A 20,669-nucleotide genomic window follows, 5' to 3' on the forward strand; every position below is an offset into this window, starting at 1 on the left:
TATACAGTTATTTCAATGGCATGCTTTCGTAACAATGCGAAAGAAACAGTGATTTGGAATGGAACCCCGGCGCACGTATGTATGTGCTCGAAGAAACCGTCTTCGTGCGCTTTATGGTGCGAGTTTGACGGAGTGAAATGAACCCTGGCGGATGGCCGGCATGTTAGCCGCGACGGATCACCAGGGGATAATAAAGGCAAAATTTATGGTTATTGGCATGTTGGGTTTTCAGACGACGGTATCACGTCCGATCACGCTCTCGGGCATCGGCGTCCATTCCGGTGCTGACGTTTCGATTACCTTCAACCCGGCGGAAGCCGACACTGGCGTCGTCTTCAATCGCATGCACGAGAACGGTGAGGTTTCCGAATACCGCGCTGTGTCTTCGCAGGTTGGCAATACGGATCTCTGCACGGTTCTCGGCTTTTCTCCGGCGCGCTCGGTCGCGACGATCGAACATGTCATGGCCGCTGTCTATGCGCTTGGTCTCGACAACGTCGTCATCGAGGTCGATGGAGCGGAAATGCCGATCATGGACGGCAGCTCGATGCCGTTCATCGAAGCGATCGAGCAGGTTGGCCTGGTGTCGCTCGGCGTGAAGCGCCGCTATATCCGCATCACCAAGCCGGTTCGCATCGAGCATGGCGGCTCGTGGAGCGAGTTCCGTCCCTATGACGGTATGCGCTTCGAAGTCGAGATCGATTTCGACTGCCCGTTGATCGGCCGTCAGAAGTGGGAAGGCGATATGACTTCCGCGACGTTCAAGTCGGAGCTGTCGCGCGCTCGTACCTTCGGCTTCATGCGGGATGTCGAGCGTCTCTGGGCCTCCGGTCATGCGCTTGGTTCGTCGCTCGAAAATTCGGTCGTCATCTCGGACGACAACACCGTCATCAACGTCGAAGGTCTGCGTTACGCCAAGGACGAGTTCGTACGCCACAAGGCGCTCGATGCCGTCGGCGACCTCGCGCTTGCTGGCGCTCCGTTTATCGGCTGCTATCGCTCCTATCGTGGCGGCCACAAGATGAATGCCAATGCTCTCAAGGCGTTGCTCAGCGATCCGACCGCCTATGAAGTGGTCGAGACGTCTGCGCCGCGCCAGCGTGTTGCTCCCCGGGACTTCATCCGGGTCAACGCACCGGAATTTGCTCCCTGGTCGGCATGACCTCCATCGCAGTTTTTAGGCCAGGGCCGCCTCCTTCGGGAGGCGGTTTCTTTATGGGCTGTGAGCTGTCGGCGAATCCTGGATAGGTGTTTTGCCGCAGATGTTTAGAGGCAACAGTTGCAGCTTTCCCGGTGCAAAACTGGCGATTATGGCCCGCCTCGCCACAAAAATGCGTTAATGCATCATCATTGCGTTGCTCTGGCTCCACATTTGTGGCTAGAAACGCCAGCAGGGCGTGGCTGCCGTTGAGGGATGGCGGCGTTGGGATTGTTCCGATGGGTTATGCAGGGTCTGAAAGTATGATGAAGACAGCGCGCGCTTTGTTCGCATCGCTCTTGGTGCTGAGCGCAGGTGCCTTAATTTCCGGATGCCAGTCTGACCCCGATATCGACATCACAAAGCTCGGCCTCGAGAATGATCCGCCGGATGTTCTCTATACGCAGGGTCTCGCCAATATGAAGGCCGGCAACATGGCCGAAGCGGCGCGCAAATTCGATGCGATCGACCGCGAGAACCCGTTTTCCGAATGGGCGCGCAAGGCGCTCGTGATGAGCACCTTCGTCAAGTACCGCCAGGGCCGTCTCGATGACGCGCTTGCTTCGGGTAACCGCTATATGGCGCAGTATCCGAAGTCCAAGGATGCGCCTTACGTCCAGTATTTGATCGGCCTGACCTATTCGAAGCAGATCGTTGACGTCACGCAGGATCAGCGCGCATCGGCCAAGACCGTCGAAGCCATGCAGGCGGTCATCGACAACTATCCGGATTCAGAATACGTCGACGACGCACAGGCGAAAATCCGCTTCGCACGCGACCAGATGGCCGGCAAGGAAATGCAGGTCGGCCGCTACTATATGGAGCGTAAGGAATATCTCGCCGCGATCTCGCGCTTCCGCACGGTGGTCGAGAAGTATCCGAATACTAACCAGATCGAAGAAGCCCTCGCGCGCCTCGTTGAGGCTTACTATGCAATGGGGATCGTCGACGAGGCGCAAACAGCTGCGGCGGTTCTCGGCCACAACTACCCTGACAGCCAGTGGTACGCGGATTCCTTCAAGCTCCTGAAGAGCGGTGGCACCGAGCCGCGTGAAAATCCGGGCTCCTGGATCGCTGCCGCAGGCAAGAAACTCCTGCTCGGTACCTGAGGCCAATGCTGATCCAGCTTTCGATCCGCGATATCGTTTTGATCGAGCGGCTGGATCTTGCCTTCGAGACCGGCCTCTCGGTGCTGACCGGTGAGACCGGCGCTGGCAAATCCATCCTCCTCGACAGCCTTTCGCTTGCCCTCGGGGGGCGCGGCGACGGCGGCCTGGTTCGCCATGGCGAAGACAAGGGCCAGGTTACGGCCGTCTTCGACGTCGGCCCGGATCACGGTGCCCGCAACCTGCTGCGTGAGAACGGCATCGATGATGACGGCGATCTGATCTTCCGCCGTGTTCAGAACTCCGACGGGCGCACCAAGGCCTATGTCAACGACCAGCCGCTCAGCGTTCAGCTGATGCGTCAGGCCGGACAAATGCTCGTCGAGATCCACGGCCAGCACGATGATCGCGCACTCGTCGACGCGCATGCGCACAGGATCCTGCTTGATGCCTTCGCGGGCGCGAACGAAGAGGCTGCCGCCGTTTCCAACCTTTACCGTGTCTGGCGCGATACTGAGCGAACGCTGAAGAAACAGCGCGAGAAGGTGGAGAACGCCGCCCGCGAGGCAGACTATCTGCGCTCCTCCGTGGAGGAACTGGAGAAGCTTTCGCCCCACGACGGCGAAGAGGACGAACTTGCCGACCGTCGCCAGAAGATGATGAAGGCCGAGCGGATCGCGGGTGATATCGCCGAAGCGTCCGAGTTCCTCAATGGCAACGCGTCTCCCGTGCCGCATATCGCTTCGCTGGTGCGCCGGCTGGAGCGCAAGAGCCACGAAGCCCCGGGCTTGCTGGAAGATACAGTGGCGCTCCTGGACGCTGCTCTCGATCAGCTTTCCAATGCGCAGATGGAAGTCGAGGCTGCGCTGAGGAAGACGGAATACGATCCGAAGGAGTTGGAGCGTGTCGAAGAGCGCCTGTTTGCCCTGCGCGCCGCTTCGCGCAAATACTCCGTTCCGGTGACCGAACTGCCGGCGCTCGCCGTTCGCATGATCAGCGATCTTGCGGACCTCGACGCCGGCGAGGAAAGGCTCGCCAAGCTTGAGGCCGAAGTTGGTGTCAGCAAGGCGAACTACCACGCCGCGGCTCGCTCGCTTTCCGACAAGCGCCATCATGCCGGCGACGCCCTGGCTGCTGCCGTGATGGCGGAATTGCCGGCCCTGAAGCTCGAGCGGGCGCGGTTCATGGTGGAAATCACCACCAATCCCGAGGATGCGACATCCGAGGGCATCGACATCGTCGAGTTCCATGTTCAGACGAATCCGGGTACGCGTCCGGGCTCCATCATGAAGGTCGCCTCCGGCGGTGAACTCTCGCGCTTCCTGCTCGCCCTGAAGGTGGCGCTCGCCGATCGCGGTTCGGCACCAACGCTCGTCTTCGACGAAATCGATACCGGCGTCGGCGGAGCGGTTGCGGATGCGATCGGTCAGCGACTCAAACGCCTTTCCGACCGCGTGCAGGTCCTTTCCGTCACGCATGCGCCGCAGGTTGCAGCGCGGGCGGCTACGCACCTGCTGATCTCCAAAGGGCCTACTTCCGACGGCTCCGAGAAGATCGCGACGCGCGTCGCGACGATGGCCCCCGGCGATCGGACCGAGGAGATCGCTCGCATGCTGGCCGGGGCTTCGGTGACCGAAGAGGCGAGGGCCGCCGCTGCCCGGCTGCTGGCCGGCAACGGCTGATTCCACAGCTCTTCGAAATGGGGAGCAGGCGCGGTTAACGATCTCTCCCGCTCTTTCAATCCATACGTTTTGCTCTAAAACCGACTCCAGATTCGTGGAGCGAGAGCCGTATGTCGACTGAAGCCATAGCCGTTGATGCCCTGACGATCGAAGATGCCGCAGCCGAGCTTGAGCGGCTTGCCAGAGAGATCGCCCGCAACGACGAGCTCTATCACGGCGAGGACCGTCCGGCGATCTCGGACGCCGAGTATGATGCGCTGAAGCGACGCAACGACGCGATCGAAGCGCGTTTCCCTGAGCTCATCCGCGAGGACAGTCCGTCGCGGCGCGTCGGCGCGGCACCTTCGGTGACCTTCGCGCCTGTTGTGCACGCACGGCCGATGCTGTCGCTAGACAACACCTTCTCGCAGGACGATGTGCAGGACTTCGTTGCAAGCGTCTATCGTTTCCTCGGCCGCTTGCCGGACCAGTCGATCGCGTTTACGGCAGAGCCGAAGATCGATGGCCTCTCCATGTCGATCCGTTACGAGAACCGCAGGATGGTAAGCGCTGCAACCCGCGGCGACGGTACGACCGGCGAAAACGTCACCGCCAACATCCGGACGATCAAGGAAATTCCTCAAACCCTTCCTGCGAGCGCGCCAGCAGTCGTCGAGGTGCGCGGCGAAGTCTATATGGCCAAGAGCGACTTTCTGGCGTTGAACAAGCAGATGGAAGCCGAGGGGAAGCAGACCTACGTCAATCCGCGCAACACGGCCGCGGGTTCGCTGCGTCAGCTTGACGCCAATGTGACGGCAAGCCGCAAGCTGAAGTTCTTCGCCTATGCCTGGGGCGAGATATCCGACATGCCTTCCGACACTCAGTTTGGCATGGTCGAGGTTTTCAAGAGTTGGGGTTTCCCGGTCAATCCGCTGATGAAGCGGCTGAATTCGGTCGCCGAGATTCTGGCCCATTACCATGAGATCGGCCTGAAGCGGCCGGACCTGGACTATGACATCGACGGTGTCGTCTACAAGGTCGACAGTCTTGAGCTGCAGGCCCGCCTTGGCTTCCGCTCACGCAGTCCACGTTGGGCGACAGCCCATAAGTTCCCGGCCGAGCAGGCGTTCACGACGGTCGAAAATATCGATATCCAGGTCGGCCGCACCGGTGCGCTCACTCCGGTAGCGCGGCTGACGCCGATTACGGTCGGCGGCGTCGTTGTGACCAATGCGACACTACACAACGCCGATTATATCGAAGGCATCGGCAATTCAGGCGAACGCATCCGCGACGTCGGGCATGACATCAGGATCGGTGATACCGTGATCGTGCAGCGGGCAGGCGACGTCATCCCGCAGGTGCTCGATGTCGTCATGGAGAAGCGGCCCACAGACGCCGTCCGCTACGATTTCCCGCAAAAATGCCCGGTCTGCGGCAGTCATGCTGTGCGGGAAAAGAACGAGAAAACGGGAAAGCTCGATTCAGTTACCCGATGCACCGGCGGTTTCATCTGCCGTGCACAGGCAACCGAGCATCTGAAGCACTTCGTCTCCCGCAATGCCTTCGATATCGAGGGCCTGGGGTCGAAGCAGGTCGACTTCTTCTTTGAGAGCGACGATCCTGCCCTGCAGATCCGCACTGCGCCCGATATTTTCACTCTGGAGAAGCGGCAGGCAAACTCGCTGACCAGGCTTGAGAACATCGAAGGCTTCGGCAAGGTCAGCGTCGGAAAGCTCTATGCTGCAATCAACGAGCGACGCAGCATTGCGCTGCATCGGTTCATCTATGCCCTCGGCATCCGCCATATCGGCGAGACCACGGCGAAGCTTCTGGCGCGCTCCTACGGCACCTACGCCGATTTCGAGGCAGCGATGAAGGATGCTGCGCCCCTGTCCGGCGATGCCTGGAACGACCTCAACGCGATTGAAGGCATCGGGGAGATCGTGGCGCGCGCCATCGTCGAATTCTACAAGGAGCCGCGCAATGTCGAGGTCATCTCGCGGCTGCTTGCCGAACTGAACGACGGGACACCCCTAGCGGCAGAAAAGGTCGCGGCTTCCAACAGCCCTGTTGCCGGCAAGACCGTCGTCTTCACCGGCTCGCTGGAGAAGTTTACGCGTGACGAGGCCAAGGCGCGGGCCGAGAGCCTTGGAGCCAAGGTTGCCGGTTCGGTGTCGAAGAAGACCGATATCGTCGTCGCAGGACCCGGAGCCGGCTCGAAGCTCGACAAGGCACGTGAGCTTGGCGTCCAAACGATGGACGAGGACGAGTGGCTGGCACTGATCAGTGGGTGAGGACGCCAGCCTTCGCCTTTCTACAGCCTGACCCGCGCCATCGTGTACGCATCGACATAGGCGCCGTCTCGGAAGCCGAAGGATTTTAACAGGCCTTCCGTCTCGAAACCGAACTTCTTGTAGAGTGCAAGGGCGGCAGTGTTATCCGTGTAGACCGTGAGTTCCAGCCGCTTGATATCAAGCCAATTGTCCGCCGTATCGACAAGCGCCTGCATCAACGCGCTGCCGACGCCCTTTCCGGTGAAATTATCGTGCACGCCCATGCCGATGCTCGCCGCGTGGCTGCGCCGCCCCTGAAGGCGCATGAGATGCGCGTCGCCGACCGGCACCCCGTCGACCTCCGCGACAATGCTCACGTTGCCCTGTGGCATCGACTCGAAACGCTTCCGTGTTTCCTCGACGCTCTGATAAGGAAGACGAAGCGTGCCGTGGCGAAAGCCTGGCAGGTTGAGCATGGCCGTTACCGCCTCGATGTCGCTTGCGCGCATCGCGCGGATCGTCACGCCCGTCACGGGCGGTTTGAGGGGCTTTTCTTCCGGATTATCCAAAACGCTCTCCTTGAGTTGTTGGAGGAGAGCAAGCTTCCAAAACCCTGCTCACCTCGGCAGGGTCTTCGGGATCGATCGGTCGATTAACGCGCCAATGCCTCCCCGAGCCCTGCATGGGTCGTGGTGTGGTGCATGGTCGTAAGAATTGCGCGTGATCCGATCATGCGAGGAAAGTCGTTGATGGCAGCGCTTGAGTCAAGCCGGGGTGTTTACCTCCGACGCCCCGCAACGCTAAATCGGTGACAAGATACCGACTCGCGGAAGCCTCGTTGAAGACCATCGCCATTGACTTCGAAACAGCCAACGAACAGCGCGGCAGCGCCTGTTCGGTCGGTCTTGCATGGATCGCGGATGGCAAAGTCACCCGTGTCGAGGAGCGTCTGATCCGACCGAAGGAAATGCGGTTTTCCGGCATGAACATCGCCATCCACGGCATTCGTCCCGAGCATGTCGAGGACGCGCCGGAGTTTCCCGAGGTTATGGACGAGTTCCACCACGATTTCCGGGGGGCGACCATGATCGCGCACAATGCTGCTTTCGATTTCAGCGTCTGGCGCGCAAGCCTCGATCTCTATCGGCAATCCTATCCGGAACTGACCTATCTCTGCAGCCTGAAGATGGCTCAGCGGATCTGGCCGCATTTCCTGTCGCATCGGCTCAACATCGTCGCCGAGCACCTTGGCCTGCGCTTTGCGCATCACAACGCTGCCGAAGACGCAGCCGTCTGTGCGCATGCGGCGCTCGCGATGGCAAAGGCCGTCGGTGCCGCTGCCGTCAATGCCATTCCCGCTCTGATCGGGATGAAGCCGGGAAAGTTGACACCGGAAGGATATGAAGCCTGCACCTGCCGGAAGGCGTGAAGGTTCCTTGTAAAGGCATCCGTCGGACTTACCTTAGAATCGGATGTAACCAGGGAAACACCATGTCTGGAAAAAGCTGCATCATTCTCGCTGCCTCGCTCATCGGTCTCTGCGCCGGCACGGCATCGGCTGACCAAGTCGGCAAGGTTGGTGTCGACTGGATCGGTAACGACATCATCATCGACGCGGTGGCAGACCCTCAGGTGAAGGGCGTAACCTGTCACGTCACCTATTTCGACCGCAGCGTCATCGACCGCGTGAAGAACGGCAACTGGTTTGAGGATCCCTCGAACAATTCCATTTCCTGCCGCCAGACCGGGCCGATCGAGATTGACGACATCAACCTCTCGAAAGGCGGCGACGAAGTCTTCAAGACGGGCATGTCGCTGATCTGGAAGAAGCTGGTCGTCAACCGGATCTACGACAAGGAAAACGACACGCTGATCTACCTCGCGCATTCCCGCGAATTGACCGATGGCTCGGCCAAAATGGCGATCTCGACGATCCCGCTTTATGGCCAGAACGTCACCTGGAAAAACGGTAAGCCGCAATAACGCCTGCACGCCGGTTCGGATGGAATCGGCGGCAGGCCCAGATAGGGTCCGATGGCGGACCAAACCGAAGGGAACGCTCATGCCAAGCCACGCGCGGATCGGCAACCAATATCTGACGGTCGATGTTTCCTCACTCGGAGCCGAGATGCAGTCGCTTGCGACACGCGACGGCCGGTCGTGGTTGTGGAACGGAGATGCGGCTTTCTGGGGCGGACGTTCGCCGGTGCTTTTTCCGATTGTCGGCAAGGCGCCCGAGGACATGTTGGCGATCGACGGCGAGACCTATCCGATGGGGCAGCACGGTTTCGCGCGCCGGACGGAATTTGCCCTTGCCTCCGCGGACGCAACGACATGCCGGTATGAACTCGCCTCGTCGCCGACGACGCGGGCGGTCTATCCGTTCGACTTCCTGTTGGCGGTGGAACACACGCTGGAGGGACGGGCACTGACCGTCGCAGCCGAGGTGACAAATCGCGATAGCCGGCCGTTGCCCTTCGGCCTCGGCTTTCATCCCGCCTTCGTCTGGCCATTGCCTGGATTTGCCGGGCGCGATCACGTCATCACGCTCGACAATCAGGGAGAGCCAGGTTTGGTGCGATTGCAGGGCGGGTTGATCTCGCCCGCGAAGCTGGCGTCCCCATTCACGGCCGGACGGCTTGTGCTGGACCGCGGCATGTTCGAGCAGGATGCCATGATCTTTCCCGAGGGGGCGGGGAAGGGATTAAGCTACGGTGTCGATGGTGGGCCGACGATGCATTTCCGTTTTGAAAATCTGCCCAATCTGGCGCTCTGGCAGAAACCGGGCGCACCGTTCATCTGTATCGAACCCTGGCATGGAACGGCCGCTGAGAAGGATGGCTCGAACGAGATTGCAAAGCGCCCGTACAGCCTGACATTGCCTCCCGGCGAAACCAGCCGCTTTGCATTCACGGTGGAGATCGTGGAGTAGTTAAAGCCGGCATCTTTCCAGCGCGCGAAAAACGAAAACCGCCTGCAAGTAGTCTTGCAGGCGGCGAGTTTGCTTAAGGGACGTGACCGCGCAAGACGGGCTATTACGCAGCTTCGCGCGTCAATTCGTCGGCGATGACGGTGTCGAGGTTCAGGAAACAGACCATGGTCTTTTCGAGGGCCACGATACCGCGGCAGAAGGCGCGCTGGGCTTCCGGGATGATTTCCGGGGCGGGCTGCAGGTCTTCGCTCTTGATGGTCATCATGTCGGAGACCTGTTCGACCAGCAGGCCGACGAGCTTGCCAGCAATGTCGGTGACGATGATGGCAGAGCGCTCTGACGGCTCGGTCATCTTCATGCCGAGACGGCAGGCCATGTCGATGACAGGGATCACAGCGCCACGCAGGTTGATGAGGCCGAGGACGTAAGGCGGCGTGTGCGGCATCGGCGTCACCGGCGCCCAGCCGCGAATTTCGCGGATCGCCATGATGTCGATGCAGAATTCCTGCTCGCCGAGATGGAAGGAGACGATCTCGAGATGCGAGCCGGTCTGGTTGATGACGGTGTTGTTCATGATCAGAATTCTTCCCAGTTGTCTCCGGCCGGTGCGGCCATGGCTCTGGCGGTTGCGCCGTCGCTGAATGCGCCCGCGACCTTGCCGATGAGGCTTCGTGCGGGAGATGGTTTCGGATGCGAGACTGCGGTGGCTTCCCGCGGCGTGGAACGGGCATTCATGCCCTCGCCGATCTTGAACGTCCGGATCAGGTGGATCAGGCTATCGGCATCGGTGGCGAGCGCATGGCTGGCTGCGTTCGTCTCTTCCACCATGGCCGCATTTTTCTGCGTGACCTGGTCCATCTGGCTGATGGCCGTGTTGATTTCGTTCAGTCCGGTGGATTGTTCGCGTGCAGAGGTTACGATTGATTTAACATGCTCGTCGATGCGCAAAACATCTTCGCCGATCTGGCGCAGCGCTTCACCGGCGGCGGTCACGAGTTCACCGCCGGCCTTCACCTCGGCGCCGGATTTTCCGATCAAGGCCTTGATATCCTTGGCGGCACCCGCAGCACGACCGGCGAGCTCACGCACTTCCTGCGCGACGACCGCAAAGCCCTTGCCGGCTTCGCCGGCACGCGCTGCTTCGACGCCGGCATTGAGGGCGAGCAAGTTGGTCTGGAAAGCGATCTCATCGATGACGTTGATGATCGTTCCGATCTCACGAGAGGCCGTGGCGATTCGCTCCATGGCGGCCATGGCGTCGGTGACGACCGCATCTGATTTCGTCGTGTTCTGTCGGGTATGGGCAACCATGTGCCCGACTTCTTCGGCGCGGTTGGTGGCGTTACGGACCGTTGCCGTGATCTGATCGAGTGCCGCGGATGTTTCCTCAAGCGATGCGGCTTGCTGCTCCGTGCGCTTGGCGAGATCGTCGGCGGCGGCACGCATCTGCTGGCTGCTTGCCTGGATGGACGTGCCGTTCTGAGAAATGCCGGCCATCGTCTGGCGGAGTGTTGCCGTGGTCAAATTGAAGTCGCTGCGCAGGCGCTCCAGTTCAGGCTTGAATGGCTGGTCGATGGTGACCGTTACGTCGCCGCCAGCGAGCCGGTTGAGGCCCTGGCCCAATGCCTTGACAGCATTGTCGAGCGCCTCGGCATCGGCCAGCTTTGCTGCTTCGCGGCTGCGACGCTCTGCGTCGCTTTGCTGACGCTCGCTGTCAGTCCGCGCCTGGAGTTCCAACTTGTCGATTGCGGCAAGCCGGAAGCTTTCCGCCGCGCGTGCCATGTCGCCGATCTCGTCGCCACGCTCGGTGGCGGGGACGTGGCTGGCGAGATCGCCCCGCATGATCGCGTGCATGCTTTTGCGGACGGCCTCGATGCCGCGGCTGATGGAGCCGCCATGAATGTACTGCAGGATCGCCATTGCGAGGATGGCAACGATACCGAGTGCAAGCTGGATGTGGATTGCCCGCTGCGAGATCGCGTTTGCCTCGTCGATTCGAGCCTTGGCGAGTTCGCCACCATCGCGCGCGAGCTTGTCCAATGTCGCGCCTACTTTGTCGCCACCTCCGTCGATAGCGTCGTCGAGCCTGTCGAACTCACTGTCTGGCGCGCCGGCTTCTACAGCCGCCTTCAGGTCGCCGACGATATTCTTCCCGAGCGTCGCGACGTCTGCGTCATACGTGGATAGCAGGCTTCCAGCGTTCAGTTCTTCGGCCAGACGGTGCAATTCCTTGGCGCTGTCTTGTAGCCCCGCAATTGCGTCGTTCATCAGCTTCAGGCGTTCGGGCATCACAGTGCGATCGCCACGGTCGACGATGGTATCCATGGCGGCAAGAATCAGAGTGAGGTTTGCGGCTCGCATCTCGTTGATGTGGTCGACACTGACCTGGATTTCGTTGGCGTGTCTTAGACCGGCATCAGCGCTTGAATTCTGGTACCAGCCAACCGCGATCATCGAGCCGAACCCGATGAACGCAGCGCCCGCAAGGGTGCCGAGCCTCTGGCCAACAGAGAGGCTGCTGCGCACTTTCATATCAGTCATGTGATGATTATCCCCCTCCGCGATGAGACGCGGTATCCATTTTGCGCTCACGCGGATAGCCGGGATCGAAATGCCAGGCAGACGTCATGTCACGGGAGCGGCGGACGCTCCATCCAGTGCTAAATATAGATGTGTATTTTTAAGTATTTGCTAACCCTCAAAGATTGTAGGCTGCCTCCTGTCGTACCAGCATGTGTTGGTAACTATCTAGGTTTTTTAGTTCGATTGCGCTTTTTCCGTGTGCCTGTGGGGCAATCGGTCGCCGGCGGGAAACGTCTTGTTGAATTGCGCCATCGAGAATGAGGCGATATCACCCGTGAACGGGAATGGTCCCGACATCAGAGGTTTGATCGATGAAGACTGTCCGCGTTGCGGTGTGGGTTGCGGTGCTGTTGATGGCCGGGATTCTCGGCTGGCTGACCCTCAATGTCACCAAGACGAAAGACGCGGTGTCCGAGGGACCGTTCGGCGTGCCGTTCACGCTGGTCGCCCAGGACGGCCAACCGATCACCGAGCAGGCCTTCCGCGGCAAGCCGACGGCGCTGTTCTTTGGGTTCACTCATTGCCCGGAAGTCTGCCCGACAACGCTGTTCGAAATGAATGGTTGGCTGGAGAAGGTCGACCCAGAGGGCAAGAAGCTTCAAGCGTATTTTGTGACCGTCGATCCGGAGCGCGACACGCCTGACGTGATGAACCAGTACGTCTCCAATGTGTCCAAACGCATCGTCGGTATTTCAGGCGCGCCCGACAAGGTCGCCGATGTCATCAAGGGCTACCGGGTCTACGCCAAGAAAGTGCCGGTCGACGAGAGCAAGCCGGACGGCGACTACACAATGGATCACACGGCTTCTGTCTTCCTGCTCGACTCGGCGGGGCGCTTCGCCGGCACCATCGCCTATGGCGAAAACCCCGATACGGCGGTAAAGAAATTGGAGAACCTCGTCAGCAAGGGATGACGGCATGGCGTCAGGGCATCGCAGCATCTTGATCGCCGGCGCCGGCACGACCGGCCTGACTGCCGCCCTCGAACTTGCCCGGCGCGGGCACGTTCCGCGTATCATCGACGGTGACGCCGGCCCTGTGCCGTTGGCGGAAAGCCGGGCTCTCGGCATCAATGCCAGAACACTGACGCTGCTTTCGCCTTCACGTGTAAGCGACGCCATCCTGCAGGAAGCACAGCGGATTGCGCATTTCCGCATCGTCTCCGGGAACAGACTGCTTGCCGACGTCGACACGACAACCGTGCCCGGTCCCTACAGCGCTATCCAGATGCTGGCGCAGGGACATACCGAGCGGCTCCTGTTGGGTAAGCTTTCCGATTTTGAGGTTGCTCCCGAATGGCAGACCGTGGTGGAGACGGTTTCGCGGGATACCTCGAAGCCGCGAGTAACTCTGCGGAAGCCCGATGGATCTGTAGAAACGGCGGATTTCGACATTGTCATTGGCGCCGACGGCGCTCATTCGACGGTGCGCAAGGCTGTCGGCATCGATTTCCCCGGGCAGGCGCTGGAGAGCAGCTTTTATCTCGCGGATTTCCGCTACGGCGAACCGGTCGATACCGGCTTTGTCGAGATCAATCTGCTCGACCCGGGGATGATCGGACGTCTGCCTGTTACGCATGATGTCCTGCGCTATATCTCGACGCTCCCCGATTTCGAGAGCCGTATCCGGCATCCTGCACGGGTCGCCGAGCGCGTCTGGGCCTCCGATTTTCGCATTCACTTCCGTCGCGCTTCGGAGATGGCAAGGGGTAACGTGTTTCTCGCAGGTGACGCGGCGCATATTCACTCGCCGGCCGGTGCGCGCGGGATGAACCTTGGCATAGAAGACGCGTGCTGGCTCGCCTGGCTCATTTCCGAAGGGCGGGAACGCGAATATGCGGCTCTGAGGATGCCGGCGGTGACGACGGTGCTGAAACAGACCCACCAATTGACGTCGCTGATCACCATGGAGAATCCGATGGCGATCGCGGTCCGCAACCTTGCCGTCCCCTTCCTTTTGCGAATACCTGCCTTCCGACAAAAATTGCTTCGCGGCGTGTCGGGATATGATACGCAGTCGCCTCCCTGGATCGCTGGCGCGCTATAGAAGAAAGACCGATTGTGGAAATACGCCTTTATGTGACGACAACCGAAGTGCTGGCCGGCGAGATCCTGGATCTGCTGTCCGATGTCTTCGGCGAAGAAGACTTCGCAATCGCGACGACTGAGATCGACGAGAAAAAGGACATTTGGGAAGCGTCTGTCTACATGATGCGTGAAGACGAGGCGGAGGTCAGAGCGCGTGTCGAGGAAGCGCTGAAGACGAGTTTTCCCGACGCCAAGATCGAGCGTGAGGTTATCCCCGATGTCGATTGGGTTGCGAAATCACTCGAGGGGCTGAAGCCGGTGCGGGCAGGGCGGTTTCTCGTCCACGGCTCGCACGACCGAGATAAGGTGCGTCCGGGCGACATCGCTATTGAGATCGATGCGGGCCAGGCGTTTGGTACCGGTCATCATGGCACAACGGCCGGCTGCCTGGAGACGATCGATCGCGTTCTTCGTTCCCGCCCGGTGCGTAATGCGCTCGACCTCGGAACCGGCAGCGGCGTTCTGGCGATTGCCGTGCGCAAGCTCCGGAACATTCCTGTTCTCGCGACCGATATCGATCCGATCGCAACGAAGGTTGCGGCCGAGAACGTCAGAAGCAACGGCATTGCGTCAGGCATTTCGACGGCAACGGCCCCGGGCTTTCACTCGACCGCATTTTCCGCCCACGGCCCCTTCGATCTGATCATTGCCAATATCCTGGCGCGGCCCCTGATCAAGATGGCACCTCAACTCGTGAATCACTTGGCGCCCGGTGGTTCCGTCATCCTCTCCGGAATTCTGGCTGCCCAACGCTGGAAGGTGCTGGCCGCCTACAATGGCGCGCATCTGCGGCATGTCCGCACCATCTGGCGTAACGGCTGGGTGACGATCCATCTCGACCGCCCCTAAAATGAAGGCAAAAGAAAAGGCGGTGCCAATGGCACCGCCTTCGGACCAGTTTCCCGGTCATGCCCGCGAGCTCGAAGGAGGAGGAGCGCTCGAGCGGGCTTCTACTGGTTCTGATCGCCGATCCCGTGAGGGAGGAGGAGAAGGGAGCGGCGAGTTGCTCAGAACGCGTAGCTGGTTGCGACCTGATGGCGCGTAACCTTTTGGCCGGCGCCGAGCATCTTGAGGGTGTCCTCATGCAGCGGACGGCGCGAACCGATGATGTGACGCACAGTCTGGCGCTCGCCAGCCTGTACCGGGCTGCTGTAAGCGAAGCGCGACAGAGGGGCAGTCATATCTGAATTCCTTTTGTTTCGTTTCAGGTTCGTCTCGAACCCGTTTGATGGCGCCTATTTAGCGATTTAGAAAAGCGGAGGGAGAGGGTTTCGTTCATGGGAGCCATGCGCTGAATGCATAAAGCGTGCCAGTTTGTGAATTGATGCCTCATTTCCGCCGAATTATTGGGCGGCTTTTGCTCAGGCATCACTTTGCAGATTTCTCGTATTCGCCTGAAATTCCGATAACATAGCCGAATCCCGTCGCTGAGGGATTCGCACAAAACCGGGTTATTGAGCATGTTCCAGTCTTTCGAAGTCACTTCGACGCCACAATTCGGCCGCGATCGCGTCTCCGCCTTGCGCGCAAGTTTTGATGCGCTTGGCATCGACGCCTTTCTGGTACCGCGCGCCGACGAGTTCAACGGCGAATATGTCCCTGCTTGTTCCGAGCGCTTGTCCTGGTTGACGGGCTTCACCGGATCGGCGGGCATCGCGCTGGTGACGCGTTCGGCAGCGATTGTCTTCGTGGATGGGCGCTACGTGACGCAGCTTGCCGAGCAAGTGGATAATTCCGTCTTTACCGGCGGAGACCTTGTGAACGAACCGCCGCACGCTTGGCTTGCGAAGAATGGTTCGAAGGGCCTGCGTCTCGGTATCGATCCGTGGCTGCATTCCGGCGCAGAGGTGCGGCGGCTAGAGAAGGCGCTCGCCGAAATTGGTGGTTCGCTTGTCGTCCTTCCCCACAATCCCCTTGATGAGCTCTGGAGCGACCGCCCGCAGGAACCGCTGGGGCAGGTGGCAATCCAGAACTTCGTGCAGGCGGGCATACTCGCGACCGAGAAGATCGCGACGATTGCAGCCGATCTCGCAAGGAAGAACTTGAAGGCGGCCCTGATCGCGGATCCGTCTTCGGTGGCCTGGACCTTCAATATCCGCGGTGCCGATGTGCCGCATACGCCGCACCCGCTGGCGCGCGCGATCATCCATGCCGACGGCAAGGCCGATCTCTTCCTCGACAAGCGCAAAACCGGCATCGAGGCGGAAGCCTATCTTGCACAGATGTGCGTTCAGCTTCCACCGTCGGAACTCGAAAAGAAACTGTCGACCGTTGCAAGGGATGGTGGCCGCGTCCTGGTCGATCCGGATCTCACCTCGTATGCCCTGGCGGAGATCATTCGCAAGGCGGGTGGCGAGGTCGTGGAAGGCAATGATCCCGCGAAGCTGCCACGGGCTGTCAAGAACGGCGTGGAGATCGATGGTTCTGCTGCCGCGCATCTCCAGGACGGCGCGGCCATGGTCGAGTTTCTCTACTGGCTGTCGCAGACCAAGCCGGGAACGGTGACCGAAATCGAGGTGGCGGAGAAGCTGGAAGCGGCACGCGCTCGCGTCGGCCAGAACATGCAGAACCCGCTGAAGGACATCTCCTTCGACACGATCTCCGGTGCCGGTGAGCATGCGGCGATCATGCACTACCGCGTGACGACGGAAACGAACCGCAAGCTTCAAGCCGGCGAACTCTTTCTGATCGATTCCGGCGCCCAGTACATCAACGGTACGACCGACATTACCCGCACCGTCGGTATCGGCTCGGTCACCGAGGAACATAAGCGCTTCTTCACGCTGGTGCTGAAGGGCATGATCCAGATCAGCACCGCGCGCTTTCCCAAGGGCACCCGCGGCTGTGACCTCGATCCGCTGGCCCGCATCGCGCTTTGGCGAGCAGGGGTCGATTTCGCGCATGGCACCGGCCACGGCGTTGGCTCGTATCTATCGGTGCACGAGGGGCCTCAGCGCATCGCCAGGCTGTCGACGCAGGAGCTGCTGCCAGGGATGATCCTCTCGAACGAGCCGGGTTATTACAGGCCCGGCGCCTTCGGTATCCGCATCGAGAATTTGATCTATGTCCGAGAGGCGGAGGCGATCGACGGCGGTGACTTGCCGATGCTTGGCTTCGAGACGCTGACCTTCTGCCCGATTGACCGGAGCCTGGTCATTCCGGAACTTCTGACGCACGACGAACTGCATTGGTTCAATGGCTATCACGAACGCACGCGTGAGGCGCTGATGCCGCTGATCCACGACCACGACGTCAAGGCGTGGCTGGAGAATGCCACCCTGCCGCTCGAATATTGACTAGCGCCGGCGGCGTCACATGCCGATGGTGTGACGCCAGGCCATCACGACGAGCCATGCAACAATCAGCATCCAAGTGTGCGAGGCCCTCAGGCCGACGACGAGCGCGGCGAGCAGGGCGAGCTTCGACTCCCAACCGCCGGTGAAGAAGGCCGGTGCGACAAGCGTCGTCAACACCGCGGCCGGAACTGCGGCAAGTGCTGCCTCCATGCGCGGCGGGATGCGCTTCATAGTCGTGATGAGGATATAGCCACCGATGCGCGTCGCGTAGGTCGCAGCCGCTGCCGCCAGGATCACGAGCGCCATGTGAAGATCGAAGGCCATCATCATACCTCGTGCAGATCGGATTCGAGTTCCTGTTCATGCGGCGGCGGCGGGAACAGGGCGGCAAGCACGATGCCGGCAGCGGCGCCAAGGCTTACGTGCCAAGGCGAGCCGACATAATGGTAGGCGACAACAGAGGCGACCGCGCTAACGGCAGCGACCGGTAGAAAGTTGTCGCGATGGCGGAAATCGAGGACGATGCCGAGGAAATAGGCTGGCAACAGGATGTCCAGTCCGATCGATTTCGGGTCGCCGATGTAACTTCCGAGCGTGCCGCCCAGCAGACTGACCAAAACCCAGGGCACGTAGATGATGATCCCAAAGCCGAGGTACCAGATGAACGTGACCGGCTTGCCGCTTTCGCCACGTTTGACCGTTTCCGCAAACTGCGGATCGACCAGAAGAAAAAACGTGAAGAACTTCTGGAGCGGCGAAAAATGCTTGATGTAAGGCGCGATCGCCGCGGAATAGAGGACGTGGCGGAAATTGACTGCAAGGATCGAGGCAACGATCAGCCACGCCTGCACATTGTGGCCGAAGAGCTCGATGCCGACCATCTGGCTCGCGCCGGCGTAAACGGTGGCACTCATGAAGGTCACTTCCGCAAGTGACATGCCGTTATCAACCGCGAGCGCTCCAAACAAGGCCCCGAACGGGGCCGAGGCCAGCGCGATGGCCGAGCCACCGCGCAAACCGTCGAAAAAATCAGCACGACTCATCGGCGACAATCCTTCTGGAATTTTGCCTTCCGTGTAAGGAGGGGTAGTACCTGCCGCAAGCAAATTTCCTTGATTGAACGATCGATTTCGCTGAACGATGCGGTCGCGACTGATTACCGTTCGGGGAGAAAAGATGAACCAGATCGAATTTTCGAAGGAAGAGAAGGCCGAACTTCTTGCGCGGATTCAGCACTATTTCAGCAGCGAGCTGGACCAGCCGATCGGTCTCCTGAAAGCGGAGTTCGTGCTCGAGTTCTTTGCGAAGGAAGTCGGCGCCGCCTACTACAAGAAGGGGCTGGAAGATGCGCAAGTCGCGCTCGCCAGACGGATGGACGACTTTTCCGAGGACGTCTACCAATTGCAACGGAATGCGACGGCGTAGCTAGGTCCTGCCGCTAGCCGTCGAGAACCTGCCGGCTGGTGATGATATCGATGCCATGCTCGCGCATCTCCTCGATCGCCGCCGCAACGCCCTCAGGCGAGATTCCGCGGCTGGCGTCTTCGATGAAGCGAACGCGGACGTCGGGCATCATCTCGGTCGCATCCAATGCCGAGAACTTCACGCAGTAGTCGGTTGCGAGACCGCAGACGTCCAGATCGGTCACCTCCTGGCCCTCAAGGAAATGGGCAAGACCCGTCAGCGCGTCCTGATCGTTGTCGCGAAAGGCGGAGTAGCTGTCGACACTGTGATTCTCGCCCTTTTGCAGGATGAGATCGATCTTGCCCATCTTAAGGTCTGGATGCAGTTCCGCGTCCGTCGTGCCCTGAACGCAGTGGTCCGGCCACAACATCTGCGGCTTGCCCGACAGCGTGCCGAGTTCGAAGGGCTGCTTTCCCGGATGAGAGGAAGCGAAGCTGCCGTGACCGGACGGATGCCAGTCCTGCGAGGCAACGATCAGGTCGTATTTGCCGCTGTCGATCAGACGATTCGCGATGGGGACCACCTCGTGGCCATCCAGCACCGGAAGGTTGCCGCCTGGGCAGAAGCCATTTTGAATATCGACCAGCAACAAGGCTTTCATCTGTGCGATTCCCTCGAGTTGTGCGCTGCACCATGCCAAGGGTGGAGGGATGGCGCAAGCGCCAAGACGCTTCGCCGCAGATCAGCGAAGTGCGCCTTGAAAGGGTCAGCTCGGCCGGTGCCCTTTCAGCCCGTAAAAGGCGATGTAAGCATAGCACAGAACCGGCATGAGGAAGGCGAGGTGAATGCCGATCGTGTCCGCCAGCGCGCCTTGAACAAGCGGAAGCAAAGCGCCGCCGACGATTGCAAGGCAGAGGATTCCCGAGCCTTGGCTCGTATGTTTTCCGAGACCGTACAGTGCCAGGCTGAAGATCGTTGGGAACATGATCGAGTTGAAGAGACCGATCGCCAACACGGACCACATGGCGACATGACCACCCGAGAAGACGGTCAGCAATAGGAGCGCGATTACTACGACTGCATTGAAGGCCAATGCCTTGCCGTCGTCAACGTAACGCATGACGACAGCGCCAACGAAACGACCAATCATCGCCCCGCCCCAGAAATAGGACACGTGATGCGCGGCCTCGGCTTCCGAAAAGCCGGCGATATCAGGCTGGCCCAGGAAGTTGACGAGGAAGCTGCCGATGCTGACTTCGGCACCGACGTAGACGAAGATGCCGACGGCGCCGAGGATCAGATGGCGGTACTGCCAGGCAGAGCCGCCGCCGGTGATCGGCTCGATCTCTTCGGAGCTGTCAACATGCGGCAGTTTCAGGGCTGCAAAAAGTGCTGCCAATACCAGGAAGGCGATGGCCAGGAGCACGTAGGGAAACTTCACGGCGCCCGCTTCGGCGAGCCTCATGGCATCGAGTTGTTCGGGTGTGGCGCCGACAACGGCGGCGGTCGTAGCGGACAGGATCAGGAACGCACCAAACATGGGTGCAAGCGTGGTGCCTAGAGAGTTGAATGCCTGCGTCAGGGTCAGGCGGCTTGCGGCCGTGTCGGGTGGACCGAGCACGGTGACATAGGGATTGGCCGCGACTTGGAGCAGAGTGATCCCGGTTGCCAGGACGAAAAAGGCTCCGAGGAAGAGCGCGTAGACGCGGTAGCTCGCTGCAGGAATGAACAGCGCGCAACCGACCGCCGCGATGAGGAGGCCGGCTACGATGCCCCACTTGTAGCTGATGCGCTTGACGAGCGCGCCGGCGGGCAAGGAGATGATGAAGTACGCGCCGAAAAAGCAGAACTGAATCAGCATGGACTGCGTGTAATTCAGTTGGAAGACGTTCTTCAGATGCGGAATGAGAATGTCGTTCAGGCAGGTGATGAAGCCCCACATGAAAAACAGCGACGTCAGCGCCACGAGCGCAAATCGATAGTTCGCTGCCGGGGAAGTCGTAGCCGGGCGTGTCGTCGCGGCGTTGTTGGTGATGATACCAGCCACAGTCTTGTACCTCTTGTTCTTGTTGCGCCGGAAACTTCCCTCGGAGCTATCAAGGCGATGGGCCGGCGGTGGCTCGGCA

General features: G+C 60.3%; 20 protein-coding genes. 12 read left to right on the top strand and 8 right to left on the bottom strand.

What is annotated here, in order from left to right:
• Window positions 1-205 precede the first annotated feature (205 nt).
• The 4 genes from lpxC (at window position 206) to ligA (ending at window position 6,262) form a co-directional block, all read left to right on the top strand.
• A complete protein-coding gene (gene lpxC, locus FHT77_RS09495) occupies window positions 206-1,162 on the top strand; it encodes a UDP-3-O-acyl-N-acetylglucosamine deacetylase (RefSeq protein ID WP_183754594.1) in 957 nt (318 codons plus the stop codon).
• A gap of 275 nt (window positions 1,163-1,437) precedes the next feature.
• On the top strand, window positions 1,438-2,307 hold the full coding sequence (locus FHT77_RS09500; protein WP_183754596.1) for an outer membrane protein assembly factor BamD: 870 nt from the start codon (window positions 1,438-1,440) through the stop codon (window positions 2,305-2,307).
• A 5-nt stretch (window positions 2,308-2,312) separates the two neighbouring features.
• Window positions 2,313-3,986 carry a DNA repair protein RecN gene (gene recN / locus FHT77_RS09505; protein ID WP_183754597.1) on the top strand — a complete coding sequence of 558 codons (1,674 nt, stop codon included), beginning with the start codon at window positions 2,313-2,315 and terminating at the stop codon, window positions 3,984-3,986.
• Between the two features lie 110 nt (window positions 3,987-4,096).
• Window positions 4,097-6,262 carry an NAD-dependent DNA ligase LigA gene (gene ligA, locus FHT77_RS09510; protein WP_183754599.1) on the top strand — a complete coding sequence of 722 codons (2,166 nt, stop codon included), beginning with the start codon at window positions 4,097-4,099 and terminating at the stop codon, window positions 6,260-6,262.
• Window positions 6,263-6,282: 20 nt separating this feature from the next.
• Here the strand turns inward: ligA and FHT77_RS09515 are convergent, their stop codons facing one another.
• Window positions 6,283-6,810 (bottom strand): GNAT family N-acetyltransferase, encoded by a 528-nt coding sequence (locus tag FHT77_RS09515; protein WP_183754601.1) that lies wholly within the window; start codon window positions 6,808-6,810, stop codon window positions 6,283-6,285.
• 269 nt (window positions 6,811-7,079) lie between these two features.
• Between FHT77_RS09515 and FHT77_RS09520 the strand changes: the two genes are divergently transcribed.
• From FHT77_RS09520 to FHT77_RS09530, 3 genes are all read left to right on the top strand, one after another.
• Window positions 7,080-7,670: a 3'-5' exonuclease gene (locus FHT77_RS09520; protein WP_183754603.1), complete on the top strand. Its 591-nt coding sequence runs from the start codon at window positions 7,080-7,082 to the stop codon at window positions 7,668-7,670.
• Between the two features lie 62 nt (window positions 7,671-7,732).
• Window positions 7,733-8,224 carry a CreA family protein gene (locus tag FHT77_RS09525; RefSeq protein ID WP_183754605.1) on the top strand — a complete coding sequence of 164 codons (492 nt, stop codon included), beginning with the start codon at window positions 7,733-7,735 and terminating at the stop codon, window positions 8,222-8,224.
• A gap of 79 nt (window positions 8,225-8,303) precedes the next feature.
• Complete coding sequence (locus FHT77_RS09530; RefSeq protein WP_183754607.1) at window positions 8,304-9,173, top strand: aldose 1-epimerase family protein; 870 nt, start codon at window positions 8,304-8,306, stop codon at window positions 9,171-9,173.
• A 103-nt stretch (window positions 9,174-9,276) separates the two neighbouring features.
• Here FHT77_RS09530 and FHT77_RS09535 read toward each other — a convergent pair whose 3' ends face one another.
• Window positions 9,277-9,747 carry a chemotaxis protein CheW gene (locus tag FHT77_RS09535; protein WP_056812703.1) on the bottom strand — a complete coding sequence of 157 codons (471 nt, stop codon included), beginning with the start codon at window positions 9,745-9,747 and terminating at the stop codon, window positions 9,277-9,279.
• A 2-nt stretch (window positions 9,748-9,749) separates the two neighbouring features.
• Entirely contained in the window at window positions 9,750-11,714 is a 1,965-nt protein-coding gene (locus tag FHT77_RS09540; RefSeq protein WP_183754609.1) for a methyl-accepting chemotaxis protein, read from the bottom strand.
• 353 nt (window positions 11,715-12,067) lie between these two features.
• Here FHT77_RS09540 and FHT77_RS09545 point away from each other — a divergent pair, with 353 nt between their 5' ends.
• The 3 genes from FHT77_RS09545 to FHT77_RS09555 are packed head-to-tail and all read left to right on the top strand — an operon-like array spanning window position 12,068 to window position 14,692.
• Window positions 12,068-12,670, top strand: coding sequence for an SCO family protein (locus FHT77_RS09545; protein ID WP_183754611.1), 603 nt, complete (start codon window positions 12,068-12,070; stop codon window positions 12,668-12,670).
• A gap of 4 nt (window positions 12,671-12,674) precedes the next feature.
• On the top strand, window positions 12,675-13,802 hold the full coding sequence (locus FHT77_RS09550) for an FAD-dependent oxidoreductase (protein ID WP_183754613.1): 1,128 nt from the start codon (window positions 12,675-12,677) through the stop codon (window positions 13,800-13,802).
• An 11-nt stretch (window positions 13,803-13,813) separates the two neighbouring features.
• Window positions 13,814-14,692: a 50S ribosomal protein L11 methyltransferase gene (locus tag FHT77_RS09555; RefSeq protein ID WP_183754796.1), complete on the top strand. Its 879-nt coding sequence runs from the start codon at window positions 13,814-13,816 to the stop codon at window positions 14,690-14,692.
• A 158-nt stretch (window positions 14,693-14,850) separates the two neighbouring features.
• Here the strand turns inward: FHT77_RS09555 and FHT77_RS09560 are convergent, their stop codons facing one another.
• On the bottom strand, window positions 14,851-15,024 hold the full coding sequence (locus FHT77_RS09560; RefSeq protein WP_183754615.1) for a hypothetical protein: 174 nt from the start codon (window positions 15,022-15,024) through the stop codon (window positions 14,851-14,853).
• 279 nt (window positions 15,025-15,303) lie between these two features.
• Here FHT77_RS09560 and FHT77_RS09565 point away from each other — a divergent pair, with 279 nt between their 5' ends.
• Window positions 15,304-17,139 (top strand): aminopeptidase P family protein, encoded by a 1,836-nt coding sequence (locus FHT77_RS09565; RefSeq protein WP_183754617.1) that lies wholly within the window; start codon window positions 15,304-15,306, stop codon window positions 17,137-17,139.
• Window positions 17,140-17,154: 15 nt separating this feature from the next.
• On the opposite strand, the gene FHT77_RS09570 is transcribed toward FHT77_RS09565, so the two are convergent.
• Both FHT77_RS09570 and FHT77_RS09575 read right to left on the bottom strand, forming a co-directional pair.
• Window positions 17,155-17,463: an AzlD domain-containing protein gene (locus FHT77_RS09570; protein WP_016554492.1), complete on the bottom strand. Its 309-nt coding sequence runs from the start codon at window positions 17,461-17,463 to the stop codon at window positions 17,155-17,157.
• A 2-nt stretch (window positions 17,464-17,465) separates the two neighbouring features.
• Window positions 17,466-18,182 carry an AzlC family ABC transporter permease gene (locus FHT77_RS09575; RefSeq protein WP_183754618.1) on the bottom strand — a complete coding sequence of 239 codons (717 nt, stop codon included), beginning with the start codon at window positions 18,180-18,182 and terminating at the stop codon, window positions 17,466-17,468.
• 133 nt (window positions 18,183-18,315) lie between these two features.
• Here FHT77_RS09575 and FHT77_RS09580 point away from each other — a divergent pair, with 133 nt between their 5' ends.
• Window positions 18,316-18,564, top strand: a complete 249-nt coding sequence (locus FHT77_RS09580; protein ID WP_183754620.1) for a DUF2164 domain-containing protein — start codon at window positions 18,316-18,318, stop codon at window positions 18,562-18,564.
• 13 nt (window positions 18,565-18,577) lie between these two features.
• Here the strand turns inward: FHT77_RS09580 and pncA are convergent, their stop codons facing one another.
• Together pncA and FHT77_RS09590 are read right to left on the bottom strand one after the other, a co-directional pair.
• Entirely contained in the window at window positions 18,578-19,204 is a 627-nt protein-coding gene (gene pncA / locus FHT77_RS09585) for a bifunctional nicotinamidase/pyrazinamidase (RefSeq protein WP_183754622.1), read from the bottom strand.
• Window positions 19,205-19,309: 105 nt separating this feature from the next.
• Window positions 19,310-20,590 carry a sugar MFS transporter gene (locus tag FHT77_RS09590; RefSeq protein WP_409527438.1) on the bottom strand — a complete coding sequence of 427 codons (1,281 nt, stop codon included), beginning with the start codon at window positions 20,588-20,590 and terminating at the stop codon, window positions 19,310-19,312.
• Window positions 20,591-20,669: the final 79 nt, after the last annotated feature.

The organism is Rhizobium sp. BK181, assembly GCF_014193305.1.
Taxonomy (GTDB): domain Bacteria; phylum Pseudomonadota; class Alphaproteobacteria; order Rhizobiales; family Rhizobiaceae; genus Rhizobium.

Excerpts from the sequence above, each read along its gene's own strand:
- FHT77_RS09560 (WP_183754615.1), bottom strand. The coding sequence starts at position 15,024 with ATGACTGCCCCTCTGTCGCGCTTCGCTTACAGCAGCCCGGTACAGGCT.
- FHT77_RS09535 (WP_056812703.1), bottom strand. The coding sequence starts at position 9,747 with ATGAACAACACCGTCATCAACCAGACCGGCTCGCATCTCGAGATCGTC.
- FHT77_RS09550 (WP_183754613.1), top strand. The coding sequence starts at position 12,675 with ATGGCGTCAGGGCATCGCAGCATCTTGATCGCCGGCGCCGGCACGACC.
- FHT77_RS09575 (WP_183754618.1), bottom strand. The coding sequence starts at position 18,182 with ATGAGTCGTGCTGATTTTTTCGACGGTTTGCGCGGTGGCTCGGCCATC.
- ligA (WP_183754599.1), top strand. The coding sequence starts at position 4,097 with ATGTCGACTGAAGCCATAGCCGTTGATGCCCTGACGATCGAAGATGCC.
- FHT77_RS09540 (WP_183754609.1), bottom strand. The coding sequence starts at position 11,714 with ATGACTGATATGAAAGTGCGCAGCAGCCTCTCTGTTGGCCAGAGGCTC.
- FHT77_RS09500 (WP_183754596.1), top strand. The coding sequence starts at position 1,438 with ATGGGTTATGCAGGGTCTGAAAGTATGATGAAGACAGCGCGCGCTTTG.
- FHT77_RS09565 (WP_183754617.1), top strand. The coding sequence starts at position 15,304 with ATGTTCCAGTCTTTCGAAGTCACTTCGACGCCACAATTCGGCCGCGAT.
- recN (WP_183754597.1), top strand. The coding sequence starts at position 2,313 with ATGCTGATCCAGCTTTCGATCCGCGATATCGTTTTGATCGAGCGGCTG.
- pncA (WP_183754622.1), bottom strand. The coding sequence starts at position 19,204 with ATGAAAGCCTTGTTGCTGGTCGATATTCAAAATGGCTTCTGCCCAGGC.
- FHT77_RS09525 (WP_183754605.1), top strand. The coding sequence starts at position 7,733 with ATGTCTGGAAAAAGCTGCATCATTCTCGCTGCCTCGCTCATCGGTCTC.
- FHT77_RS09570 (WP_016554492.1), bottom strand. The coding sequence starts at position 17,463 with ATGGCCTTCGATCTTCACATGGCGCTCGTGATCCTGGCGGCAGCGGCT.
- FHT77_RS09530 (WP_183754607.1), top strand. The coding sequence starts at position 8,304 with ATGCCAAGCCACGCGCGGATCGGCAACCAATATCTGACGGTCGATGTT.
- FHT77_RS09580 (WP_183754620.1), top strand. The coding sequence starts at position 18,316 with ATGAACCAGATCGAATTTTCGAAGGAAGAGAAGGCCGAACTTCTTGCG.
- FHT77_RS09545 (WP_183754611.1), top strand. The coding sequence starts at position 12,068 with ATGAAGACTGTCCGCGTTGCGGTGTGGGTTGCGGTGCTGTTGATGGCC.
- lpxC (WP_183754594.1), top strand. The coding sequence starts at position 206 with ATGGTTATTGGCATGTTGGGTTTTCAGACGACGGTATCACGTCCGATC.